Origin of the sequence: Abiotrophia defectiva ATCC 49176, from assembly GCF_000160075.2 — a bacterium.
Lineage (GTDB): Bacteria > Bacillota > Bacilli > Lactobacillales > Aerococcaceae > Abiotrophia > Abiotrophia defectiva.
Genome location: NZ_KI535340.1, coordinates 118,197 through 141,608 on the forward strand (window position 1 = coordinate 118,197; position 23,412 = coordinate 141,608).

General features: G+C 46.3%; 21 protein-coding genes. All 21 read right to left on the minus strand.

Features of this window, described 5'->3' with window-relative positions:
• The 21 genes from rpe to GCWU000182_RS00665 all read right to left on the minus strand — a co-directional run bounded on the left by rpe (window position 1) and on the right by GCWU000182_RS00665 (window position 23,354).
• Window positions 1-648 (minus strand): ribulose-phosphate 3-epimerase, encoded by a 648-nt coding sequence (gene rpe / locus GCWU000182_RS00565; protein WP_023390777.1) that lies wholly within the window; start codon window positions 646-648, stop codon window positions 1-3.
• A 12-nt stretch (window positions 649-660) separates the two neighbouring features.
• The gene (gene rsgA / locus GCWU000182_RS00570) at window positions 661-1,614 is read right to left on the minus strand and encodes a ribosome small subunit-dependent GTPase A (RefSeq protein WP_035363809.1); all 954 of its coding nucleotides are present in this window, start codon (window positions 1,612-1,614) and stop codon (window positions 661-663) included.
• A gap of 141 nt (window positions 1,615-1,755) precedes the next feature.
• Entirely contained in the window at window positions 1,756-3,735 is a 1,980-nt protein-coding gene (gene pknB / locus GCWU000182_RS00575; RefSeq protein WP_023390779.1) for a Stk1 family PASTA domain-containing Ser/Thr kinase, read from the minus strand.
• Window positions 3,726-4,493 carry a Stp1/IreP family PP2C-type Ser/Thr phosphatase gene (locus GCWU000182_RS00580; protein ID WP_023390780.1) on the minus strand — a complete coding sequence of 256 codons (768 nt, stop codon included), beginning with the start codon at window positions 4,491-4,493 and terminating at the stop codon, window positions 3,726-3,728. The genes pknB and GCWU000182_RS00580 overlap by 10 nt, the downstream gene beginning before the upstream one ends.
• Before the next feature lie 42 nt (window positions 4,494-4,535).
• Complete coding sequence (rsmB, locus tag GCWU000182_RS00585) at window positions 4,536-5,909, minus strand: 16S rRNA (cytosine(967)-C(5))-methyltransferase RsmB (protein WP_023390781.1); 1,374 nt, start codon at window positions 5,907-5,909, stop codon at window positions 4,536-4,538.
• Window positions 5,899-6,894 (minus strand): methionyl-tRNA formyltransferase, encoded by a 996-nt coding sequence (gene fmt / locus GCWU000182_RS00590; RefSeq protein WP_023390782.1) that lies wholly within the window; start codon window positions 6,892-6,894, stop codon window positions 5,899-5,901. The genes rsmB and fmt overlap by 11 nt, the downstream gene beginning before the upstream one ends.
• Before the next feature lie 15 nt (window positions 6,895-6,909).
• Complete coding sequence (priA, locus tag GCWU000182_RS00595) at window positions 6,910-9,315, minus strand: primosomal protein N' (RefSeq protein WP_023390783.1); 2,406 nt, start codon at window positions 9,313-9,315, stop codon at window positions 6,910-6,912.
• 96 nt (window positions 9,316-9,411) lie between these two features.
• Window positions 9,412-9,609, minus strand: coding sequence for a DNA-directed RNA polymerase subunit omega (rpoZ, locus tag GCWU000182_RS00600; protein WP_023390784.1), 198 nt, complete (start codon window positions 9,607-9,609; stop codon window positions 9,412-9,414).
• Between the two features lie 2 nt (window positions 9,610-9,611).
• The gene (gene gmk, locus GCWU000182_RS00605; RefSeq protein ID WP_023390785.1) at window positions 9,612-10,247 is read right to left on the minus strand and encodes a guanylate kinase; all 636 of its coding nucleotides are present in this window, start codon (window positions 10,245-10,247) and stop codon (window positions 9,612-9,614) included.
• Between the two features lie 203 nt (window positions 10,248-10,450).
• On the minus strand, window positions 10,451-11,422 hold the full coding sequence (gene yidC, locus GCWU000182_RS00610; RefSeq protein WP_023390786.1) for a membrane protein insertase YidC: 972 nt from the start codon (window positions 11,420-11,422) through the stop codon (window positions 10,451-10,453).
• Window positions 11,423-11,577: 155 nt separating this feature from the next.
• The gene (locus GCWU000182_RS00615) at window positions 11,578-12,990 is read right to left on the minus strand and encodes a sensor histidine kinase (protein ID WP_246269774.1); all 1,413 of its coding nucleotides are present in this window, start codon (window positions 12,988-12,990) and stop codon (window positions 11,578-11,580) included.
• Window positions 12,991-13,052: 62 nt separating this feature from the next.
• Window positions 13,053-13,757, minus strand: coding sequence for a response regulator transcription factor (locus tag GCWU000182_RS00620; protein ID WP_023390788.1), 705 nt, complete (start codon window positions 13,755-13,757; stop codon window positions 13,053-13,055).
• Window positions 13,758-13,936: 179 nt separating this feature from the next.
• On the minus strand, window positions 13,937-14,629 hold the full coding sequence (locus GCWU000182_RS00625; protein WP_023390789.1) for an endolytic transglycosylase MltG: 693 nt from the start codon (window positions 14,627-14,629) through the stop codon (window positions 13,937-13,939).
• A gap of 21 nt (window positions 14,630-14,650) precedes the next feature.
• Complete coding sequence (locus GCWU000182_RS09525; protein ID WP_023390790.1) at window positions 14,651-15,058, minus strand: hypothetical protein; 408 nt, start codon at window positions 15,056-15,058, stop codon at window positions 14,651-14,653.
• A 270-nt stretch (window positions 15,059-15,328) separates the two neighbouring features.
• On the minus strand, window positions 15,329-15,910 hold the full coding sequence (pgsA, locus tag GCWU000182_RS00635; RefSeq protein ID WP_023390791.1) for a CDP-diacylglycerol--glycerol-3-phosphate 3-phosphatidyltransferase: 582 nt from the start codon (window positions 15,908-15,910) through the stop codon (window positions 15,329-15,331).
• A 25-nt stretch (window positions 15,911-15,935) separates the two neighbouring features.
• The gene (locus GCWU000182_RS00640) at window positions 15,936-16,985 is read right to left on the minus strand and encodes a helix-turn-helix domain-containing protein (RefSeq protein ID WP_023390792.1); all 1,050 of its coding nucleotides are present in this window, start codon (window positions 16,983-16,985) and stop codon (window positions 15,936-15,938) included.
• Window positions 16,986-17,127: 142 nt separating this feature from the next.
• Window positions 17,128-18,420 carry an EF-P 5-aminopentanol modification-associated protein YfmH gene (gene yfmH / locus GCWU000182_RS00645; RefSeq protein WP_023390793.1) on the minus strand — a complete coding sequence of 431 codons (1,293 nt, stop codon included), beginning with the start codon at window positions 18,418-18,420 and terminating at the stop codon, window positions 17,128-17,130.
• Window positions 18,401-19,699, minus strand: a complete 1,299-nt coding sequence (locus tag GCWU000182_RS00650) for a M16 family metallopeptidase (RefSeq protein WP_035363812.1) — start codon at window positions 19,697-19,699, stop codon at window positions 18,401-18,403. Before GCWU000182_RS00650 ends, yfmH begins: the two co-directional genes overlap by 20 nt.
• Window positions 19,700-19,772: 73 nt before the next feature.
• On the minus strand, window positions 19,773-20,726 hold the full coding sequence (locus GCWU000182_RS00655) for an ABC transporter permease (RefSeq protein WP_023390795.1): 954 nt from the start codon (window positions 20,724-20,726) through the stop codon (window positions 19,773-19,775).
• Window positions 20,726-21,793 carry an ABC transporter permease gene (locus GCWU000182_RS00660; protein ID WP_023390796.1) on the minus strand — a complete coding sequence of 356 codons (1,068 nt, stop codon included), beginning with the start codon at window positions 21,791-21,793 and terminating at the stop codon, window positions 20,726-20,728. The genes GCWU000182_RS00655 and GCWU000182_RS00660 overlap by 1 nt, the downstream gene beginning before the upstream one ends.
• On the minus strand, window positions 21,783-23,354 hold the full coding sequence (locus GCWU000182_RS00665) for an ABC transporter ATP-binding protein (RefSeq protein WP_023390797.1): 1,572 nt from the start codon (window positions 23,352-23,354) through the stop codon (window positions 21,783-21,785). The genes GCWU000182_RS00660 and GCWU000182_RS00665 overlap by 11 nt, the downstream gene beginning before the upstream one ends.
• Window positions 23,355-23,412 lie beyond the last annotated feature (58 nt).

A 23,412-nucleotide genomic window follows, 5' to 3' on the forward strand; every position in this document is an offset into this window, starting at 1 on the left:
CTAAGCTAAGTCTTTGAGCGTCTGAATCGCTTGGACTGGATCTGAATGCCCGAAGACGTAAGAACCTGCTACTAGGATATCTGCGCCCGCCGCTAGACAGTCAGCAGCCGTCTTGTCATTCACCCCACCGTCAACTTCAATTAGATAACTATAGCCTTGTTTTTGACGCAAATCAGCCAATTGGCGGACTTTGTCCAAGGTTGCGGGAATAAAGGCCTGGCCACCAAAACCTGGGTTAACTGTCATAACCAAGACCTGATCAACTTGACCCAGAACTGCTTCAATGGCCGCAACTGACGTGCCTGGATTAATGACAACGCCCGCCTTGGCACCTGCTGCCTTAATTAATTGAAGGGCTCGGTGGATATGAGGTGTCGCCTCCACATGAACAGTCACCACATCAGCGCCCGCCTTGACCACTTGGTCCACATAGCGTTCAGGATTGGTCACCATCATGTGAACATCAAAGACTAGCTTAGATTGAGCGCGCAAGCCTTGATAGAGCATAGGCCCAAAGGAAATGTTGGGTACAAAATCCCCATCCATAATATCAATGTGTAGGTAGTCAGCCCCAGCCTCTTCAACCATTCGAATAGATTGGGCTAGGTTATTAAAATCGGCACTCAACATGGAAGGTGCAATATACATATAGTTTCCTCCTTAACGGCGTTTTTTAAGATGATATTGGGGTTTGCGCTGATCAATTTTTTGGACTAATTGACAATAGGACTGATAGCGACTAGCAGCCAAACTTCCCGCTTCTAGCGCTTGCTTAACCGCACAACCTGGTTCTTCCAAATGAAGACAGGAACGGAAGCGGCATTCTTGACTGAGTTCTTGAATTTCCGGGAAGAGTTGGGTCACTTGCTCCTTCTCAATCTGCTCGAAATCTAGGGCAGAAAATCCTGGCGTGTCAGCAATCAAAGCCTGATTCAAGGGATAGAGGTTCACTTCCCGTGTGGTATGGCGCCCACGCCCCAGATAGTGGCTAATTTCGCCGGTTTCAATGTCAGCTTGAGGTAGTAGCTGGTTAAGTAAGGTGGACTTACCGACCCCAGACTGGCCCATGACCACGTAGAGTCCTTGGTGCAAGAGTTGACTAAGATTAGCAAGCGCATCCGATGCAGGATCCATGACAGTTACTGTATAACCAGCCGCCTCATAAAGAGCTTGTATCTGGGCGACACGGTCTTGGGCTTGTTTCTCCCCTTCTTGTGCTAGCAGGAGGTCGTATTTGGTCAGAACCAAATGGGGTTCAATGCCATGGGAGGTCACAGAGGCCAAAAATTGGTCGACTAGGGAGTAGGAGAAGTCCGGCTCCACCAGCGACATGACCACGAGCGCATCATCCACATTGACCACACTTGGTCTAACGAATTGATTACGACGAGGCAGGACCTCAATCAAGCGTCCTAAGGCTTGGTCGGCCTTGGGGTCTAAGCCCTCCTCCCATTCAAAGGTAACATGGTCTCCCACCAAAGGCTTGAGCTGTTGGTGGCGAAAATTTCCCCTGGGCTTGGTCACATAGGTTTGGCCCTCAGACCGCACTGAATAAAAGCCACTAAGAGATTGGGAAATAATGCCTTCTTTGATGATTACTTTGTCTTCTGCCATACTGTCACCCTCTGCTTTATACTGACTTAATGGTACCATATTTTAAGCGCCTTGTCAGTTCTGGCTGACAGGACAGCCTAGACTAATCAGGACTCATATTTTCCCATCAAAAAGAGGCTAGAAGTTTCTAGCCTCTTAGGGTTAATTATCATTTGGATAGACTTCATTACTTTCAGCAATGACTTCGCCATCCCGCATGACGCGGTATTGACCAACGCCGCCTTCCATAATATAGAGCAGAATCTCGATACTACGTGATTCTGAAATCTCAAATTCTTGGGCCAGCGTATTAATATTGTTGCGGCTATCGCCAATGAAGACCTGAATCTTATTCGGCAATGGGTTACGTTGGTTGACGTCCGTGCTAGCATATTTTGGCACGTACTCAATATTTACCCGTTGAACGGCCGTCAGGATCTTCTCTTCCTTGCGCCCTTTAGAAACGGTAACCTTGATGGTATCGCCTTGACTTAAAGCCACGCCATATTTAGGACTTTGGCTGATGACACGCCCTTTTGGAATGTCATTATCGTAGTCTTCTCTGACGTCAACAGTCAATCCGTTAGCTTCCGCGAAGTTTTGCACCATTTCCAGTGGTAGGTTATTGAAGTCCTGCATGGTGGTGGAGTCTGCCACCTTCCCTACAGTAAAGACTAGGGAAGTAGTGCTTGGCACCACCTTGGAACCTGGTTCCACGCTTTGGGCTAAAATCTTCCCATTATTCTCTGGCGTCGAAGCAAAGTCACGACGCTCTACGATAAAGTTAGCCGCGGTCAATTGGGAGCGAACCGATTCATAGTCTTGACCGACATAGTTGCCGATTTCAACTTGTTCTTTCCCGTTACTGATTTCTAAGTCGACTGTTGAAGCCTTACGAATCCGAGCGCCAGAGCCTGGTGTTGATTTAATCACCTGACCCTGAGGAATACTGTCACTCCAAGTCTGCTTAATGGCCCCCACTTGTAGATTGGCTGCTTGAATTTTCTGTACCGCCTCATCCTTGCTGAGTTTGGCCACTTCTGGCACAGAAGTGTACTCGGTCAAGCGCGTATAGGCGATATAGACCCCGCCACAAATGACTAAGAGACTGATGATGGCCAAGAGCCAGGCCGCAATCCGACGTTTACGTCGTGGCTTGTCCAAGGGCGCTACCTCGTCAATGCGTTGATAGGCATCATAATCGATGGGTTCTGGCGCTTCAATTGGAGACGCAACCGGTGTTTTGACTGGCTTAATAGGTTTCATTTGAACTCGCGCCTGACCACTGGCATTAGGGACAAAGACCGGCTCATTCATACGACTCGCATTGAGTGCCGTCGACAAGTCCGCTAACATGCTGTGAACAGAATCGTAGCGATTAGCTGGGTCCTTGGCAGTAGCCTTGAGGACCACGTTTTCCAAGCTTTGCGGTACATAGTCCATTTTGTCCCGGATACGTGGAAATTCTTCCTGGAAGTGCTTGAGGGCCACGGAGACAGCTGATTCACCATCAAATGGCACAGAGCCAGTAATCAATTCATAGAGGACGACCCCTAGGGCATAGATATCTGACTTAACGGTGGCATTGCTACCACGCGCTTGCTCAGGTGACAGGTAATGAACCGAACCCAAGAGGGTATTAGTCTGCGTGATGGAAGTATCCGACAGAGCAATGGCAATCCCAAAGTCGGTAATCTTAATAGCACCTGTCTTGGTAATCAAAATATTCTGAGGCTTAATATCCCGGTGAATAATTTGGTTCTTATGAGCCACTTCAATAGCCGAGAGGATCTGACTCATAATCAGTACCACTAGCTCTAAGGATAGGGGCGCATTTTGACGAATATAAGTCTTGAGATCTGTCCCATCCACATACTCCATGACGATGTATTGCTGGTCTTCTTTCTCCTCGACATCATAGATTTCGACGATGTTGCGGTGCAGCAATTGGCTAGCCGACATAGCTTCACGTTGGAAGCGACGGATGGCATCCTGGTTGTCTTGGAAGTCAAAACGCAGGACTTTAACGGCTACTTGTCTTTCTAAGATTAAGTCTTGGGCTAGGAAAACATTGGCCATCCCGCCCTGACCGATAAAGTCTGTCAGCAGGTATCTGCCTGATAATTTATCGCCTATTTCCATTCAGATACCTCCTCTAAGTTTTCAGTGCTTAAGTCTGAAGCAATAATAACGGAAATGTTATCCATGCCTCCAGCTTCGTTAGCTGCTGCAATTAATTGTTGGGCAAAATTAGCCTCTTGGCGCGATGATCGGAAGAGCTCTTCCAAGGCCTCAGGCGTCACCATATTAGTCAAACCATCTGAGCAAAGGAGCAACATCTCAGCCTCCTGGCTTGGAACGGTCTGAATGGCTACCTCAAGTGGATGCGTCAAACCAATGGATTGGGTGACGGCATTGCGATGAGGATGAAGATAAGATTCTTCCAAGGTAATTTCCCCAGCACGAATCAATTCATTAACCAAGGAATGATCCTCCGTATATTGCTGGAGCTTGCCTTCTTTATAGATATAAGCGCGGCTATCCCCTACATGGCCTAAATAAATAGTGCCATCGACAATTAAGGCCAAGACAATAGTAGTCCCCATGCCGTTTAAGTTCTTGTCGGCTTGGGCTTCTTGATAAATTTGCTTGTTGACAAGCTGTAAGGTCCCTTCAATCCAAGCTGCTACCTGATCAGGTGCTAAGGCTTGGTTCAAATCTTGGAAATATTGTCCAATATATTGCGTCGTGCGTTGGCTGGCTACGTCACCACCCAAATGGCCACCAACCCCATCACAGAGGATGAGCAAGAGTTGGCCAAAATCATTTAGAAAATAATCCGCGTAATCCTGATTGGTCGTTCGACGCTTACCGATATTGGAGCTTAGTGCAAGTTTCATGTAGTCACCTCTGTTTCCTTCATAAGTTGATTTTATCGCAAGCTAGGCTGACTTGGTCATACGTGCAATGAAGAAGCCATCGGTCAAGTAGTCTTGTGGCAAGACTTCAATCATGCCATCTGCAGTCAGAACTGAGGCCCCTTGGACTTCTTCTGGCCCTATCGGACTGAGTTGGAAGTCAGACTGTCTTGCCAAGAAGGCCTTGACCTGGTCTTGGTTTTCAGCTTGTGCCAAGGTGCAGGTTGAATAGACTAAGGTTCCGCCTGGTTTGAGTAGACTGGCAACATGGTCTAAGAGCTGACTCTGAAGCATGCTAAGTGCTTCAATATCGCTTGCTTGCTTAGTGTATTTAATTTCAGGTTTGCGACGCATGAGGCCGAGACCTGAACATGGTGCATCCAAATAGATTATATCATAGAGTGTCCCACTTGGGGGCATAAAGTCTAAGGCATCTGTAGCATGAAGTGATATAGTCAAGCCCTCTTGCTGGCTTAAACCTAGGCGTTCCATGTGCCCCGCCACCAAGTCTAGCTTGGCTTGAGAAATATCTAAGGCATCCAAGTGACCGTTTTGCAGTAGAAAGGCCATATGTGTCGCCTTGCCTCCGGGCGCACTGCAAGCATCCAAGAGTCGTTGGCCTGCTACTGGCCGGCCGATTGGGGCCACCAACATAGAAGATTCATCTTGAATGGTCAAACGCCCTGCTTGAAAGGCTGGCGACTCTATGATTCGACCATCTAAGCTTTCAATAGCATAGGGCGATAGGTTGCCGGCCTCAACTTGATAGCCGGCTGCCCTTAGCTGGGCCAGGATTTGGTCGCGCTCATTAGGATGGGCTTGAATTCTAGCCGTTAGGCGTGGCCGTTGGTTAAGGCTAGCCAGTAAATCAGCCAAGCTTGCCTGATCATACTGTTTTTGTAAGAGGGCCACAATCCAAGGGGCGACACTGTATTGAATGCTGAGGGCTTCAATTGGATCTGTCACTGAATCCAAGGAGCGCAGTTCCTGACGACGGAAATTGCGCAAGACGCCGTTGACTAGACCAGCCAGTCCTGCATGGCCATTAAGCTTGGCGATATTAACCGCTTCGTTAATGGCTGCATGGTCTGGAATTCGCTCCAGATAAAGCATCTGATAGGCGGTCATTCTTAAAAGGCTACGAATCCATGGCTCTAACTTCTTGCCTTTGATGAAAGGTTCCAAGTAGAAATCCAAGGTCAAACGATGCTGGATGCTACCGTAGACTAAATTAACCAAAAGCCCTTGGTCGACTGGCTTGAGTTCTGACTGGCTCAGCGCCCGATTGAGAAGGACATTGGAATATTGATCATGCCAGTCAATCTCTACCAAGAGCTGCAAAGCCTGAAAGCGAACATTATGCTTGAGCCGCTTAGCGGCTTGTGGCTTAACTTTCATGAGCTTCCTCTTCTTCTACTTGAGGCGAAGCGAAAACTTGGCCCGCTAATTGCGCTAAATCATTGCCCTTGAAATAGTCTTCTAGGCTCAGGCGCTTCTTACCAGACTCCTGCCACTCACGGATGCCATAATAGGAATGATGACCACACTTCACAATCAGGTGTTTACGTTTATAGGCCAGAATGGTACCTGGCTCTGCAGCCTGATCTTCTGGGCTTGGCTCATAAACCATGGGTGCTCCTGCCCAAACCTTAATCCGTAAGTCACCTAAGACCGTATAAGTCGAAGGGAAAGGATTGAAGGCCCGAACATGACAGTCTACCTGGTGAGCAGACTCATGCCAGTTAAGCTGTTCTTGTTCCTTGGTAATTGAAGGCGAAAAGACCACTTGGCTGACATCTTGCTCGACAGCTGTAATCTCATTTGCAAAAAGTTTGAATAGGGTATCAAGAAGTAATTCTCGTCCAATAATGGCTAACTTCTCAAAGAGTCCCCCTACGGTTTCATCTGATTCGATGACACAGGAACGTTGGGCAAGAATATCACCCGCATCCATTTCCTTGGTCATGTAAATAATAGAAATACCGGTCTCATGATCGCCCTTCCAGATGGCGTAGTGAATAGGCGCGGCGCCACGATACTTAGGTAGTAGCGAAGCGTGAACATTAATGGCCGTATGGGGTGTTGAGTTAATGAGACGAGTGGGAATGAACTGGCCATAAGCTGCCGTCACAATAATGTCGGCATCTAAATTTATCAGTTCTTCTAACTCCTCAGAACGGCTAATACGTTCAGGTTGATAGAGGGGAATATCATGAGCCAAGGCCAATTGTTTAACAGGTGACTGAGTCAAGACCCGTTTACGGCCAACCGGACGGTCAGGCTGGGTCACTACCGCAATGACCTGGTAGGAGGCATGCTCGAGTAAGCCTTGGAGAATTTCTGCCGCAAACTGTGGCGTTCCCATAAAGATAATTTTTTTCATGTTCGATACACCTCGCTAGTTGAAAAAGAGTGGCTCGTGGTCAATGGTAATATAAATCCCCTGCTTGGCTTCAAGCTGGGATTGGTCTAAGATGGCCCCAAGGCTTTCCTTAATGACTTGACCATCCTTGTACTTGAGCAAGAGTTGGAAATAATAGCGTTCATTAATCCGAGCAATCGCGCCTTGGCTGGGGCCTAGAATCTCAAGCGCTGCCCCGCTTGCCAAGAGGGCTTGCTTAACTTGATGACTCATAGCTTGGGCTTTGGCCTGGTATTTGCTAGAAATAGTAATTAAAGTGGTATAGAAATAAGGCGGATAATGGCCTAGATGACGTCGCTTCATCTCATAGTAGAAGAAGGACTCATAATCATGTTGCTGGGCCAATTGCATAACATAGTGGTCTGGATTATAGGTTTGAATCAGGACCTCACCTTCGAAACGTCCCCGGCCAGTACGACCGGCTACTTGGGTCAAGAGTTGGAAGGTCTTTTCCCCTGCTCGGAAATCCGGCAGATTGAGAGCCGTATCCGCATTGATTACGCCAACTAGGGTCACGGCCTCAAAGTCCAGACCCTTGGCAATCATTTGAGTGCCTAGGAGAATGTCTGCCTCATGGCGACGGAAGCGATCCAAGAGGGCTTCGTGTTGGCCCTTCTTGCGTGTGGTATCCATATCCATGCGGATTACACGCGCGTCAGGAAAATGCTGATTGAGTAATTCCTCAATCTTCTGGGTTCCTAAGCCAAAAGTTCTGAGATAGTCACTATGGCAGTTAGGACAGCGGTCAGGTACTGGGCTTTGGTAGTCACAGTAATGGCATTTGAGCCGATGCTCATGCTTGTGATAGGTTAAGGAAATATCGCAACGCGGGCATTGAATGACTTGGCCACATTCCCGACAGAGCATATAAGAGGCATAGCCTCGCCGATTGAGTAAGAGTACAATCTGTTGCCCTTTGGCTAGCCGGTCGGTAATCTTGTCTTTAAGCACAGAGGACAGCTCGTCGGTCGTTTGCTGGGCCATTTCCTTAGTCATGTCTACTAGGGTAACGGGTGGCAAAGGTCGTCCGTTCACACGTTCAGGCAGGCGTAGATGTTGGTAGCGCCCTACCTGGGCTCGAGAGCGAGACTCCAGTGAAGGGGTCGCAGATCCCAGAAGCAGCGGTGCCTGGTGATAGTGGCAGCGCCAGATAGCCACTTCTCTAGCATGGTAGCGTGGCGTATCCGATTGCTTGTAGGTGGTCTCATGTTCTTCGTCAATGATGACTAGGCCTAAATCACGAATAGGCGCAAAAATCGAAGAGCGAGCACCCACGACAATGGTAGCTTGACCGCGGATAATGCGGCGCCACTCATCGTATTTCTGGGAATTAGTCAAACCTGAGTGCAGAACCGCCACCCCAGTTTGAAAACGACTCTTAACCTGACGTACCATTTGCGGGGTTAAGGCAATTTCAGGAACTAAGAGAATAGCGCCCCGCCCCATTTGGCTGGCCTTAGCCATGAGTTGGAGATAGACTTCAGTCTTGCCACTGCCGGTGACACCTTCTAGCAGGAAGGTCTGATCCTGATGTGCTTCTAATGCTTGGGCCACCTGCTCATAGACCGCCTTCTGAGCCTCAGTCAAGGTTCGACTTTGACTCTGCTCAACCTCCAGATGAGCCAAAGGATCCCGATAGACGCTGACCTTTTGGGACTTGATATAGCCATGTTTGAGGGCCGTCTTTAAGCTACTGGCGCTGACTTGGCTTGCCGCCAAAAGGGCTTGTTGCTCCCACTGGGGCTGACCTGATGCTAAGAGATAGGTCAGGAGCTGGGCTACTTTCTGGCTTCTAGCGGGTAAGTCTTGGATAATTTGCTTGATTGACTCAGCCGGCATAGCCAACTCAATCATGGTTTGAGTCTTAGTAGTGGTCTGGTCTTGGACCTGATAGACCAACTCCAGGACGCCTTGGTCTAATAGTTGCTTGATTTGCTTGCGACTTAACTGCGCCTCTACCTGATCCTTGTCAAGTTGACTCTGATTGAGCCAGTCACTTGGTAGCTCATAGTCGCTGAGACCTTGGGGCTGATGAATCAGAAAGATGTTCTGGTATTTGACTTTGAGCATGGCAGGCAACATGGCTTGTAAGACATTAATGCGGAAGGCATGTAAGGTCTGGGCCAAATGCTCACTCAGGTCTAGTAGCTCCTCGTTAATAAAGGATTCATAATCTAGGACTGCTGTAATGGGTTTGAGTGTCCCCTTGAAGTCACTGGTATGGTGGATGCCCACCACAAAGCCAAGCAGTTGGCGATTGCCGAAAGGAACTTGTACCCGCATGCCGAGTTGTAGACTATCCTGATAAGCCTCAGGGACTTGGTAATCAAAGGGTCGATTGACCTGGGCAGCCGGAATATCGACAATCACCTTGACAAACATGGGCAGGCTCCTTTCTCCGAATGAATTCAGGGGAATTTGTAGAAAAAACTACTATGATATGAACTGCATACACACGTCCTCATAGTAGTTTCTTGACTAGTCTTCTTTGATATATAATTTGCCGTCAATGACTTCTTCGAGTGACTTACCTACGGCCTTAACTGACTCATACTTGTCTAGTTGTGGGTTCTGGTAGACTTGCAAATCGTGTGATCGTTTGCTAGCTAAAATAATCAAGCTGTATTTGGAAGGTACTTTCTCTAATAATTTATCAATTGATGGGTATAACATCATGGCTAAATCCGCTCCTTTTCGTAATAAGTTTCCATGTCGTGTCGGATTTGATCCACTACACGTTCGACCTTGAGATGTTCTGATTGAATAATGGCATTAATCTTGTCGACTGCATGTTGGACTTGGTCGTTAACTACGACGTAGTCATAATGCTGCATCAATTCGATTTCTTCCTTGGCCGTCGCCATGCGCTCTTGGATGACATGCGCGGCATCTGTGCCCCGACCTGTAATCCGGGATTCTAGCTCTTCCAAGTTAGGTGGTGCTAAGAAGATGAAGATTCCTTCTGGCATACGCTCCTTAACCTTCATGGCACCTTGAACTTCAATTTCCAAGAAGACATCGTGACCAGCCGCTAGGTTTTCTTCAATTTTCTGAATAGGGGTACCGTAATAGTTGCCCACATATTCAGCATATTCTAGTAGGTCCTCATTTTGGATCATGGTCTCGAACTCTTCGCGACTTACAAAATAATAATCCTTGCCATCAACTTCCCCTGGGCGCTGCGCGCGTGTAGTGGCTGACACTGAGTATACATACTGAAACTGATTATTGGCAAAGACTGCTGCCCGCACTGTTCCCTTCCCTACTCCGGACGGGCCAGATAAGACAATGAGTAACCCACGACTTGCTGACATTTCGAACCTCCATACCTTCCATTACTTGCAGTAAATCAATAGTTTTATTCTACCACAAAAGGCCCCATTAGAAAAGTTTCAAACCCTATTTTTAGGGACTTTTTTGCTTACTTGCTCTCATGCTAGTCCTAACTTTTTCTAAGTCTCCCTGTCTTGTGACAAAAGTAAAAGAGGCTGAGATTTCTCAGCCTCTCATCATATAATTAACGTCGTGTTTGTTTACCTGCATTGCGGCGTTTGGAGCCTGCTGCCCCAACACTTTTCTTAGTTGGAACCAAGCGGTTACGGTTAGCTTCCTTGGTTGCTTGGGCCGTTACGTCTTTACGCGGACGGCGTGGAGTTGCCTGTACGTTGGCCATGTCTTGGTCGATGATTTCTTGAATCTTTGGTTTAACCACATGGTTGGTGTAGAGTTGTTGGCCAATCATGAAGACTGCCCCTGCCAAGAAGTAGAGACCTAAACCAGCGTCTGTGGTCCAAGTCATCCAACCAAAGAGGATTGGGTTCATCCAGAACATGACTTGGCTTGTTTGACCGGCCTTCTCATTACCTGGCGTGCTTGGCATTTGTTTTTGCATAAGCCAGCTTTGAAGAATCGATACAGCAACCACCAGAATCACAATGAGGGTTGAACGTTGCCCTAATTGGATACCTAAGAAGGTGGAGTTTTGAATGGCTGACGAAGTGCGAATGGCTGCATAAACGGCCGAGATGACTGGCATTTGTAAGAGCAATGGCAAGCAGCCTGATAGGCCACCCAACATGTTGATGTTGTATTTTTTGTAGACACCCATCAACTCTTGTTGCAAGCGAGCACGCTCTGCTGGATCTTTACTTGCATTGATTTCTTCTTGAATCTCGTTGATTTCTGGTTGGGCCACCTTCATACGCGCCTGGCTAATCATGGTATCACGCGTCATCTTCAGGGAGGATGGCAACATGAAGACCCGCGTCAGCAAGGTCACAATGATAATAGCTAAACCATAGCTGTTGAATAAGAAGCCCGCTAAGAAGTCTAGGAAGGCAGCGGCTGGTTTACCCAGGTATTCGTAGACCGCCCCATAAGGTTGACCATTAGCATCATAGGACACACAGCCTGATGCAATCAATACAACGACGACCAAGAGGGCCATCAATTGCCAATTACGTTGTTTTTTCAAAATTACTTCACTCATTTCCGAAAGTTTTCACCTTCTAACTATATAAAAATACGGACCCTTTTTCAAGTATTTTCGTCTCGTCCAAGCTAAAATCCTCCTCTAGCCCTAGGGCTGATTGGGCTAAATACAAGCAAAAATAAAAGGATGGGAAGTTTCCCATCCTCTCAAAATTATAGACTCTTGGTTAAAACCTTCTTCTTATTCTTCTCAATTTCTGCTTTATCTAGTAAAATTGGGAATTCTACATAGAAGATAGAACCATGGTGAAGCACACTCTCCACATAGATACGGCCCTTGTAACTGTCTACCAATTGCTTGGCGATACTGAGGCCTAAGCCATTCCCACCTTTCTGGCGGGAACGCGCCTTATCCACACGGTAGAAGCGGCCGAAGACTTTCTGCTTGTCTTCCTGACTCATGCCCTCACCAAAATCTTGAATGGCGATTTCGACTGTCGTGAAGGAAGCACTCACCGCGATATGGATTTCTTGGCGATTGGTACTGTACTTAACCGCATTATCTAGGAGAATAATCAAAATCTGTTCAAAATGATTGCGGTAGATTTTGACGTAAAGCTCCTTGTCCTCTCCTTCCGAGTCCAAATAAAAACGGAAGTTAGGGTAAAGCATTACGAAGTTGTTGAAGACCTGGCGAGTAGTGGCATAAATTTCGGTCATTTCATCCTTATAGTCGACTTCAGCATGTTCTGCCCGCGATAAGTCTAACATCATTTGGACTAGGTCTTTCATACGGGTGATTTCTTGTAAGGAGGCATCAATCGACTCCGCTAGAATCTCAGGATCATCCTTGCCCCAACGATTGAGCATCTGCAAATGACCTTCAACAATGGCGACTGGCGTCCGCAACTCATGAGAAACATCTTCCACAAATTGCTTTTGATTTTGAACATAACCATCAATTTTGTCCAGGAGGCGATTGACGTGAATGTTCAAGTCACTCCATTCGTCATTACTGCGCGGTTTACGGACTCGAATGGTCGACAAACTCTCTTCTTCCACCAAGTCCAGTGTATTATTAAGATACTCCAGAGGAAGCAAGAGATAGCGCGCCAAGCCATAGGCAAAAACAAGGGAAATTACTAGAATCGCAACCAAGACCCAGTTAATTAATTGTTGCTGTTTAGCTAGCCAATCTTGGTATTGTAGGGGGCGATAGATATACTGCAGGGTACCCGCAGTCCCATCCCTTCCTGGCAAACTAACCGTACCAATCACAAAAAGTTGTTTCTTATAAGGATAGATATCCACTTGTGGCGAGGCCGCCACAGTCGGCACATCCAATCGCCGTGTCTCATAGACCAACTGATTGGCACTATTATAGAGGCGCAAACTAGTTTCAGAATTTTCTAAGGCCGTTAAAAGCGACAAGTCATCAGCTGAGGCATTTTCTGCATTGGTCCCCAGTCGATCTATATCTAATTTGGCTGCCTTGAGAACAGACTGCGTCTGATCCAAGCGCATCTGGCCATTAGCCTTGATGGCGGCGAGGGCTTGTTCTTGACTCAAATGACGGTAGCCCATCAAACTGGCAACCCCGATTAAGTTAAAAACTAAAAATAACAAGATAGTCCACTTCCATTTAAGCGAAAGTGGCTGTTTAAGCTGAAAACTCAGTAATCTCATGACTAGGTTCTCATGACATAGCCTGTCCCGCGAACGGTCTGGATATAAGAATCCTTGCCAGGAACATCAATTTTGTTGCGGAGATAGCGAATGTAGACATCCACCACATTGGTTTCGACTTCCGTTTTGTAACCCCAGACCTTGTCTAGCAGGACTTCACGAGACATAACCGTATTGAGGTTTTCCATCAAGTAGAGCAAGAGTTCGTACTCACGCTTGGTCAAATCAATGACTTGATCATCACGTTTAACAATGCGGCCTTTCTTCTCGATGACCAAATTACGGTATTTAACAGAAGACTGCTGGGATTGATTCTTCTCTTCCTTGTTATGGTCAATGCGACGGAAAAGTGCACGTAAGCGTGCCAACAATTCCTCAATGGCAAATGGCTTAACAATGTAGTCATCTGCCCCTTGGTCTAGACCAGATACGCGGTCAATAACCGAATCCCGTGCCGTCATAATAATAATAGGGGTGTCCTTAATGGGACGAATGCGACGGCAGACTTCCAGACCGTTCAATTCAGGTAACATTAAATCTAATAGGATGACATCCCACTCCTGATTGAGGGCAGTCTCCAAGCCCTTACGCCCATCATGACAGATAGCTGTCTCATAACCTTCGTGTTGAAGTTCTAAGTCAACGAAGCGGGCTAGGTTTTTCTCATCCTCAATAATCAATACGCGGTGTTTCTTTGTATCTTCCATTTAATCGCCTCCTAATGCAATCTAGATACTCTCTTCCCTATTTTACACAATTATGAGAAAAAATTCTAGTCCAGACGCTGATTATTCTCATGATTTTGCCACTTTTTTAAATTTATCTACTTATTCCCTATTATTTGCACAAAAAAAGAGGTGGAGTATTCAACCCCACCTCTTTATTACTATGGTTGCCAGTAGTAGGCCCCGTTAGTTAAAATTTCTGCGATTGTATTAACATTCATGCCTGAATTCAACTCATAGGTCCCTGCAATCAGAAGGGTTGATAAATCCCATTGATCTACCACTTCCAAGAAGACATCTGGTGAGCTAATAATCCCAGCATCATACAAGTTTTGAGCAACATCTTCGGATGTGTCCCCTGGGTTAACAGTGAAGTTACCACCTTCAGTGGTCCATTGCCCATCGCTAGGTGCTGTAGTACCAGTAGTACCCGCATGATTGGTTTCTTCTTGACTTGCTTCTGTTGTGTCTGCTTGGTTTGCTTCATTAGAACTTGAGCTTAAACCTTCGCTTGAAGTGCTTGATGATTCATTGCTTGTACTTGAAGATGAAGTTGAATGACTCTTCAAGGCTTCTAACTCACTGCTTTGGCGTGAAGCTTGTTCCTTAAGCGAAGCTAAGGACGCGTTCAAGGTGTTTTGGGTTGATTCCAAAGCTGACTTTTCGCTTGATAAGGCATCAAGACGAGCTTGTTGATCAGCGTTGGCTGTCGTTGTCCCGCCATTCAAGACATTAGTCCCATTGACACCTTGGACAGGCAATTGACCTTGTGACAGGGCAAAAGCAGCCGTAACCACTGCTGAGGCTAAGACGCCGACAGCCAGTGAGCGTAAGGTGTTACGCGATAATTTCATACTATTCCTCCTTGTCGTCTGTTAACGGTTCTCAATGTAATCGTCAACGATAGATTGGATAATTTCTTGAGATAAGGCCACATGGTGAGAAATCTCATGCATGGTGTAACCTTGTGAGTAGAGACGGATTACTTCTTCGCGAGTTAAATCAGACACGTCGTCAAGATTAACTTCTAAAGCTGGTTCTGCTTCAGCTTCCACATAGTGGTTACCTGTTTGTTCAGGTACTTCAACTTTGACGGCTTCTTGCTCACGAGCTGCTTTCTCAAGCTCAGCTAAACGCGTCTTCATGGCATAGAATTCTTGTGATTGCTGAGCCGTAAACTCATCCAATTGATCCTGAACGTTGTCATCTTTGACATAAATGGATAAGGCAAATAAGACGATGGCTACAACCAGTAAAATACATACTAAAATCCAGAGTTGCATACGACACCTTCCTTTCGATAGTTACTTCATTCCTATTGTATCAAAGTCACGGAAACTTACAAGGGTTGGCGGATAACAAATATGTTACAGGCATATTGTAGACAACCATAATTAAAAATCAGATGCATAATCCTAACTAATTTTGTATAAAACTAGCCTATTTTACTTCCTATCTCCCCTTCTTCTCCTGTTATAGCCCAAAATCAGTCTAAAAAAGCAAACTAAAAAGCCTGAATCATGGATTCAGACTTTTAATTTTTACTTTTGGCTTTATTTGAGTCCATCAGAGAAGACATGGCGGGCATGATAAAAATATTCCAAACCCGAATAAATGGTGAAGAAGAGGCAGACATACAGTAAGAGATTAGCCAGGGAGAAGCCCCAAACTGACCGCCCTAGATCTTGCAGTAAGAAGCAAAGAATGGCTAGCATCTGCGTTGTTGTCTTAATTTTACCCGGCATAGCCGCTGCCATCACCTTCCCATTGGATTGGGCAATCAGCACTCTCAGGCCCGTTACCATCAATTCTCTGGCTAAAATGATAAAGACTATCCAGCCCGGAACAGAAGCGACTTGAACTAACAAAATCAATGCCGCCATGACTAACAATTTATCAGCCATAGGATCGAAGAAGGCCCCAAAGGAGGTTACCAGATGATATTTACGAGCTAGGTAGCCATCCAAAAAGTCCGTAAAGCTTGCTAGAGCAAAAACCAAGGCAGCCCAGACTTGATTGATAGGAATGGCGGTTCCTAACCACACAACTTGGTCAGCCGAAGGATTTAAGACCAAAAGGATAAAGACCGGAATCATCAGCATGCGCAAGAGTGTTAACTTATTGGCGATATTCATGACAATCCTCCCTCTAGACTAGGCCTTATTGCCCATTGTTATTGTTGTTCTGTTGGCGGTTCGGATCCAGAACGGCTGGACCTTGATAAGAGCCTTGACCTTGGGCTTGATTTTGGTTTTGACCTTGCTCTTGGCCTGGTTGATTTTCGGCGCCTTGATTAGCTTCATTAGTGCTTGAGCCAGTTGGCTGGTCGGCATGTAGGCGGAAGACAATAGAATCCGTGATATAGTCGTTGGCGATTTTAACAGTCTTACCATTCACCTGAATCTCAGCCCCTTCAGGGTAGCCCAAGCGTATGCGTACGCTACGGGTTTGGCCTTTGACCTTAATATCTAAGGTTTCACCTTCAGTTACCGTCGTATCCATGGTGATTTCCTCATCCTCATAGACACCTACCCAGACATAATTCTTGCCTTTAACTGTGAACTTAAATTTATTCATCGGCGCATAGAGCTCGTAGGTTGTTTCTTCGCCTTCACCAGATACGCGCTTTCCTTGGACATCACCAAAGAATTCAGCGCCGTCAATCTTCGCTTGGGAAGAAGTCTCGCTACTACTGCTAGCTGCATGTTGGGCTGCCGAACTTGGTTCTACTGATGATACCAAGCTAGTGGCGCTAGAACTATTGGCTTGTTGTTGGCGCTCACGTTGGGATACAGAGTAAATGGTCCAAGTAATAAAGGCCATGACTAGAATGAAGACACCGGCCAACATTAATACCGGTAGGTGCTTAGCGTAGCGGTCTAAGAGGGATTGCTCGGATTGGGCTTGATTACGATTCAAACGACTTGGCATAGCTTCTGTCTCCTGCTCTTCATATTGAGACAAGCCATGCTCCACCGCTTCAATCTCACTTTGATAATCCAAGAGTAGACTATCCCCATCTAGACCTACCATATCAGCATATTGTTTTACAAAAGCTCTAGTATAGAAGTTACCAGGAATTTCTTCAAAGCGCCCTTCTTCAATGGCCACTAGGTATTTTTTTTGGATTTTTGTCATTTGTTGTAAGGTATTTAAGGTATAGCCTTTTTCAATGCGGGCATCGCGTAATTTTGTTCCTAATTCACTCATCGCCGTTCATCCTTTTCTTTCTACATTCAAGAAGTATTATATCATATTCTGACTAGGGGAGTTAATCTTTTTCTCCAAAACTTGTAAAACTTCTGCTAAAAAATCAAGAGGCCAAGTCCCACTAAGGACTTGGCCTCTCGGCTTATTCAGTTATGGGATTAACTAGAACCTCAACTGCCTCTGAGGCTCCTGAGAGCACTTGATGACCAAAGTCCTGGAGGTCTGACAGTTTGATTTCCTGAAGGCAAGTTAGGATATCGGCCAATTCATAGCCATCCATTACAGCTTCAATCAATTCATAGGCGATAAACTCCAAGGAATTCAGGTGCTGTAAGAAATCACCAACGCGCCCTGTCACCACTTGTTTCAACTGTTCCTCAGTCAAATCAGGGTTTTGCTGCCAGTTAGCCAAGAGTTCCTTGATTGCAGCAATCAAATCTGGCGCATGATGGCTCTGGGCATGAATAGCCAAATGGTGCATCATATGGTCTAACTGATAAGACTGGTAGAAATTGGTATCTACCCATTGTTGCTGGTACCAGCTAGCATAGGCTGTCGACATAGGTCCCATTAGCAATTCGAAGAAGACTTCTCCTATAATGCGTTGGCGAATCATTTCTAGGCCCGATAATTTTTGTGGTGAAAAGCGCCAAGCCAACTCGATAATTGGCTGACTGATGTCCCGCTCAAGCTGAGTTTTAGGCAGAACGGGAGCTGTCACCCCTTCTTCTACCCTTTGATAGCGAGGTGGCTCAAATGTTTTGCGGGCCTGATTGGCTTCAATAACAGCTAGCAAAGCTTGCGGGTCAAAGTTCCCTACCACAATCAAATTCATATTGCTTGGATGGTAGAAAGTATCATAAGCCAAGCGTAGGTCTTCATAAGTGGTGGCCTTAATGCTTTCTTCCGTTCCCAGGATATCTATGCCTAAAGGATGGTCAGGATAAAGGGCCTGATTGAGAGCTTGATAGGAGACCCCGAGAGGATCATCTTGATACATATAGAGCTCTTGCGTGATAATGCCCTTTTCCTTCTCAATGCCTTCTGGTGTGAAATAAGGTGTCTGCACAAAATCAAGCAAGGTTTCGACATTGCGTTCAATATAATAGGAAGCAGAGAATAGATAGGAAGTCTGGAAGTAGTGGGTGAAAGCATTGGCCATAGCCCCCTGCTTCATAAAGAGTGCAAAGGCGTCTAGCCCTCCCTGGCCTTCAAACATCTTGTGTTCTAAGAAATGGGCAGCTCCCGCAGGAATGGTCTTTTCTTCTCCCGTTTCCTTGTCTCGCACCACTTGATCCACCGAACCATAGTGTGTCGTCAGAATTCCGTAACTGCGGTGGTAACCTGGTTTAGGTACCAAGCGAACGGTTAAACCATTAGGCAAGACCTTTTCAAAGAAGGTTTCATCCAAAACTTTATGATAGTGTTCTTTCATCTTTACCTCCTACTAGGGCATAGGCCCCCACCAAGTGCCATTTACCTAAGCAAGCAATGACCTCTTCCGCCTTGAGAGCTCTCACCACTGATTCAAAGTAGTCTGTCGACAAATCGAAGTCAGGGTACAAATCCTGGGCAATCATCTTATCCGTCTCCAAATGTTGATAGTCTCGCGACTGTACATCAGCACTCAAGAGAGTCAGTTTCACTTCCTCTAAGTAGTCTCCTTCCTCCAGGCTGGCCATTAAATCCGCCAACTGGGCTTGGACTTCTTCATAGACGTGTCCCACCTTATCGGGACTAATGCCCGCCCGAACCAAGGCAAAAGAGCGATGAAAATCTAGGCCAGAATGAATGGCATAGGCCAAACTCTGCTTCTCCCGAATTTCTGTAAAGAGGCGAGAGACTGGCAGATAGCCAAAAATCCCATTAGCCACTTGAAGTATAATACGTTCCTTAAGGCTCTTGGCTGGCGGGAAGGCAAAAGCCATGGCCAAATTAGCTTGTTGGCCTTGGACCTTCTCCTCAATTAATTGGCCAACAGAATCCAATGACAGACGCTGATCTAAGGCCAGATAGTTATCACCATAATCCCAGTCAGCCTGGCGGCCCTTTAGTGACCAGCTCTCTAGCCACTTAATCAAGTCACTATCGGTCAAATCACCATTGCTGACAAGATAGAATTGGGCTTCCTGGCAAATTTCCTTATGAGCCTTAGCCAGGTCAGCTAGGGTCAGGGCTTGGACTCTGGCCTCATCCCCTAAATTTGCCAAGGCATTATCAGGAGTCTCACGGTAAAGCTCCTGGTAAAGTTTTTGAACCACCAAGCGACGTTTATCATCGCTCATCCGCTTAATGCGTTGCAGCTGAAAGACCTGCTCCCGTTCAAAACGAGCCTGAGCTTGCGGCAAGGCTAGGGCTAGCGACTCCTGTTCAAACAACAACTGCCCCATTAAGTCTAGCCAAGCCGGCACTAAGTCAGGCATTTGGACTAAGCTTGGCCGAACACTTTGGCTTGCCATAACAAATTCTAGAAAATGCCCCTTACGTTGGACCCCTACTGATAGAGAGGCACCATAGAGTTGGGCCAAAATTCCTTCTAGGGCCGCCTTACTTGGAATACGGTCACTCCCATCTTCCATCATACGAGCCAGCAAGGACCAGGCTGCCGCCCGCTCAGCTTGATAAGGTAAGATAGCCTTTATAATGACTTGGTTGGTTTTATATTTAGTGGAGGCAACCGCCTGATAGTGGATGCCAGCTTGCCATTCTTGCATGGCTTTCTCTCCTTCATTAGGAAAAAAGCCCCGTGCCAGCCCCTGAATGGAGCCAACACGGGTCTTTCTCCTCTTATTTTGATTTGATATAGGTTGTACCAACGGCTTCTGGCGCCTTGGAGCGACCAACGAAACCAATCAATACAATAATTGTAATCACATAAGGTGCAATTTGCAAGTAAACTGACGGGATATCCCTAATAACTGGAATAGAAGCCCCGATAACGGCCAAGGACTGAGCTAAACCGAAGAAGATAGCTGCTAACATGGCCCCAATTGGGTTCCATTTACCGAAAATCATAGCGGCCATGGCCATAAAACCTTGACCGGCAATGGTTGATACCGCGAAGTTTTCTGAAATAGTATGGGTGTAGGCTGCCCCACCAATCCCACCTAGTAAGCCAGAAAGCAAGACGCCAGAATATCGCATGAGGTAGACATTAATGCCCAAGGTATCGGCAGCTTGTGGGTTCTCCCCGACTGACCGCAAGCGCAAACCAAAACGCGTCTTGAAGACTAAATACCAGACCACAAAGGCTAGCACAATCCCCACATAAGCCAAGATAGAAGTCTTGGCGAAGAAGATAGGCCCAATGACTGGAATATCTGATAAGACTGGGAAGTCAAATTTACCAAACTTGGTTTTGATCGAGTCTGTTTGACCCTTACCTTGGAAGAGTACCTTGGTTAAGAAGATAGCCAAGGATGGTGCAATCAAGTTGAGCACGGTCCCTGAAATAATGTGGTCAGCCCGCAAATTAACGGTCGCTACCGCATGAATCAAGGCAAAGAGCAAGCCACAAAGCCCACCGACTAGGAGCGCTAGCCATGGGGTGAAATCGCCAAATTGACCGGCAAAAGTCAAGTTGAAGACAACCGATGAGAAGGCCCCAATGACCATGATTCCTTCCAAGCCTACGTTAACAATCCCACTTCTCTCAGAGAAGACGCCACCAAGGGCAGTAAAAATCAGCGGTGTTGCGTACAAGAGCGCATTGGATACAACTAAAGCGAGTATATTTTGCATTATGCTCCCTCCTTGCTGCTGACTTTATTGCTGCGAACCTTCTCCATAATGAAGCGGAAGATATAGCTACATCCGACGAAGAAAATAATACAGCCAATGACGACGTTGACGATTTCACTCGGAATCTTAGCAGCCAAAGGCATCAAGTTCCCACCGGTCTTGAGACCACCAAAGAGAATACTTGAGAAGAAAATTCCGATTGGATTGTTCATCCCTAAAAGGGCAACGGCCATACCATCAAAGCCAATATCTGGTGCTTTACCATTCATCAAGAAGATGTTACGGAACTCACCTAGCCCGTTCATGACCCCACCTAGACCTGCAAGAGCACCAGATAGGACCATAGATAGGATAATATTACGTTTTGCGTTCATGCCCGCATAGGCTGAGGCAAACTTGTTCATCCCTACGGCTTTGAGTTCAAACCCAAGGGTCGTACGCGTCATTAAAATATGAACGACTAGAATCATTAAGACTGCAATGAAAATACCAGCATGTAAGGTAGACCCATTGGTCAAGTCTGACAACCACTGCATTTTTAAGGTAGCATTGTCTTTCAAGATAGGCGTTGCATCCAAACGGCTGGTAATGACATTACGCAAGAGATAGTCTGATAAATAAATCGCCGTATAGTTGAGCATGATGGTCACAATGACTTCACTGGTATCAAAGTAAGCCTTAAGGAAACCAGCGATAGCTGCCCAGAGGGCACCTGCCACCATCCCAGCTACAATGGCAATTGGTAAGACGATAAAGGATGGTAAATCACCTAAAGTCAGCCCCACCCAAACGGAGACTAACCAACCACAGAGGGCCTGACCAGCCAAACCGATGTTGAAGAAACCAGCCGTATAGGCTACTGCGAAGCCTAAACCTGTTAACATAAGTGGAGTGGCAGCCCGTAGAGTCTGACCAATATTGAATGGTTTACCAAATGCTCCATTGAAGAGGGCCTCATAACCTTTAACCGCATCATAACGGAAGAGCCACATAATCAAGGCTCCCACGATAATCCCAATCACAACAGATGCAATCGGAACAAAAACGGCACGTAGTTTATCCTTCATGATTAGCGTCACCTCCTGTTTGACGATGGCTTAATACTTCTTCATAAGAGGTCCCCGCCATCATCAAGCCGATTTCTTGTTCATTGGTTTCAGATGCCGGAATGTCTGCCATGATATGGCCGTCGTGCATGACAATAATGCGATCAGATACATTGAGAATTTCGTCTAATTCGAAACTCATCAAGAGGACAGCCTTCTGATCATCACGTTCAGCAATCAAGGCCTTATGGATAAATTCAATGGCCCCTACGTCTAAGCCCCGAGTTGGGTTAGCTGCAATCAGGAAATCAGGGTTCAAGCTTAACTCACGGGCAATAATGGCCTTTTGTTGGTTCCCGCCCGAGAGTGACTTAACTGGGACTTTTTCAGAGACGGTCCGCACATCATACTGCTCAATCAAGGCCTTGGCCTTCTTCTCAATAGCTTGGAATCGTAAGAAGCCTTTTTCAGAGTATGGCGTATGATAGTAGGATTTGAGCACTAAGTTTTCCTCAACCTTCATAGGCAAAACTAACCCATATTTGTGGCGGTCTTCAGGAATATGACCAAAGCCTAACTCCGTAATTTGACGTGGAGATTTACCTACAATATCCTGGCCGCCCAATTCGATCTTACCTGCTTCAATTGGAATGAGGCCCGCAAGTGCTAGAATTAGCTCGGACTGACCGTTCCCGTCAATCCCGGCAATCCCCACTACTTCGCCACGTCTTACTTGGAAACTCAAGTTCTTAGTAGCAACAATGCCCCGTTCATCCTTAACCACTAGGTCTTCCACATTCAAGAAGACCTGGCCAGGACTAGCAGCCTTCTTCTCGGTCTTGAAGGAGACGGAACGTCCCACCATCATATCGGCTAATTCCTTAGCAGAAGTAGTGGCTACATCAACCGTATCAATGGACTCCCCACGCCGGATAATAGTACAACGGTCAGCTACCTGCTTAATTTCTGCTAACTTATGGGTAATGATAATAATGGACTTACCCTCACTCGCTAAGGACTTGAGCGTAACCATAAGTTCATCGATTTCTTGTGGTGTTAAAACTGCCGTTGGTTCGTCGAAAATCAGAATATCGGCGCCACGATAGAGGGTCTTGAGGATTTCCACCCGCTGTTGCATCCCCACCGTGATGTTGGCAACCTTAGCGTCTGGATCAATGGCTAAACCATATTGCTTGGATAAGTTCATAATATGAGCCTTGGCCTTCTTATAGTCCAAACGTAAGCCTTGAACCATTTCATTCCCTAACATGATATTCTCAACGACCGTAAAGTCATTTACCAACATAAAGTGCTGGTGAACCATCCCGATATGTAGGTTATTAGCGACCGTTGGATTGGCAATGTTAACCGCTTGGCCATTCATATAAATCTGCCCATCAGTCGGTTGTAAGAGACCGGACAAAATGTTCATCAGAGTGGATTTACCCGCCCCGTTCTCACCAAGCAAGGCATGAATTTCGCCCTTCTTGAGCTCGAGGTTAATATTTTTATTGGCAAAAAATGTCCCAAACTGTTTGGAAATGCCACGCATTTCAATCACTGGATGCGTCACTGTTTCCATAGAATCCCTCCTTCTTAATTAATACTTACCTTATTTTATAAGTGCATTTTACTTTCAA

Bases quoted from the DNA above. Each gene is read 5' to 3' on its own strand.
- pgsA (WP_023390791.1), bottom strand. From the start codon at position 15,910: ATGAATATCGCCAATAAGTTAACACTCTTGCGCATGCTGATGATTCCG.
- gmk (WP_023390785.1), bottom strand. From the start codon at position 10,247: ATGTCAGCAAGTCGTGGGTTACTCATTGTCTTATCTGGCCCGTCCGGA.
- rsgA (WP_035363809.1), bottom strand. From the start codon at position 1,614: ATGGCAGAAGACAAAGTAATCATCAAAGAAGGCATTATTTCCCAATCT.
- yfmH (WP_023390793.1), bottom strand. From the start codon at position 18,420: ATGAAAGAACACTATCATAAAGTTTTGGATGAAACCTTCTTTGAAAAG.
- pknB (WP_023390779.1), bottom strand. From the start codon at position 3,735: ATGGAAATAGGCGATAAATTATCAGGCAGATACCTGCTGACAGACTTT.
- priA (WP_023390783.1), bottom strand. From the start codon at position 9,315: ATGTTTGTCAAGGTGATTGTCGATATTCCGGCTGCCCAGGTCAATCGA.
- GCWU000182_RS00665 (WP_023390797.1), bottom strand. From the start codon at position 23,354: ATGGAAACAGTGACGCATCCAGTGATTGAAATGCGTGGCATTTCCAAA.
- yidC (WP_023390786.1), bottom strand. From the start codon at position 11,422: ATGAGTGAAGTAATTTTGAAAAAACAACGTAATTGGCAATTGATGGCC.
- rpe (WP_023390777.1), bottom strand. From the start codon at position 648: ATGTATATTGCACCTTCCATGTTGAGTGCCGATTTTAATAACCTAGCC.
- GCWU000182_RS00640 (WP_023390792.1), bottom strand. From the start codon at position 16,985: ATGAGTGAATTAGGAACAAAATTACGCGATGCCCGCATTGAAAAAGGC.
- GCWU000182_RS00650 (WP_035363812.1), bottom strand. From the start codon at position 19,699: ATGCAAGAATGGCAAGCTGGCATCCACTATCAGGCGGTTGCCTCCACT.
- rsmB (WP_023390781.1), bottom strand. From the start codon at position 5,909: ATGAAAGTTAAGCCACAAGCCGCTAAGCGGCTCAAGCATAATGTTCGC.
- GCWU000182_RS00580 (WP_023390780.1), bottom strand. From the start codon at position 4,493: ATGAAACTTGCACTAAGCTCCAATATCGGTAAGCGTCGAACGACCAAT.
- GCWU000182_RS00620 (WP_023390788.1), bottom strand. From the start codon at position 13,757: ATGGAAGATACAAAGAAACACCGCGTATTGATTATTGAGGATGAGAAA.
- GCWU000182_RS00660 (WP_023390796.1), bottom strand. From the start codon at position 21,793: ATGAAGGATAAACTACGTGCCGTTTTTGTTCCGATTGCATCTGTTGTG.
- GCWU000182_RS00655 (WP_023390795.1), bottom strand. From the start codon at position 20,726: ATGCAAAATATACTCGCTTTAGTTGTATCCAATGCGCTCTTGTACGCA.
- GCWU000182_RS09525 (WP_023390790.1), bottom strand. From the start codon at position 15,058: ATGCAACTCTGGATTTTAGTATGTATTTTACTGGTTGTAGCCATCGTC.
- rpoZ (WP_023390784.1), bottom strand. From the start codon at position 9,609: ATGATGTTATACCCATCAATTGATAAATTATTAGAGAAAGTACCTTCC.
- fmt (WP_023390782.1), bottom strand. From the start codon at position 6,894: ATGAAAAAAATTATCTTTATGGGAACGCCACAGTTTGCGGCAGAAATT.
- GCWU000182_RS00625 (WP_023390789.1), bottom strand. From the start codon at position 14,629: ATGAAATTATCGCGTAACACCTTACGCTCACTGGCTGTCGGCGTCTTA.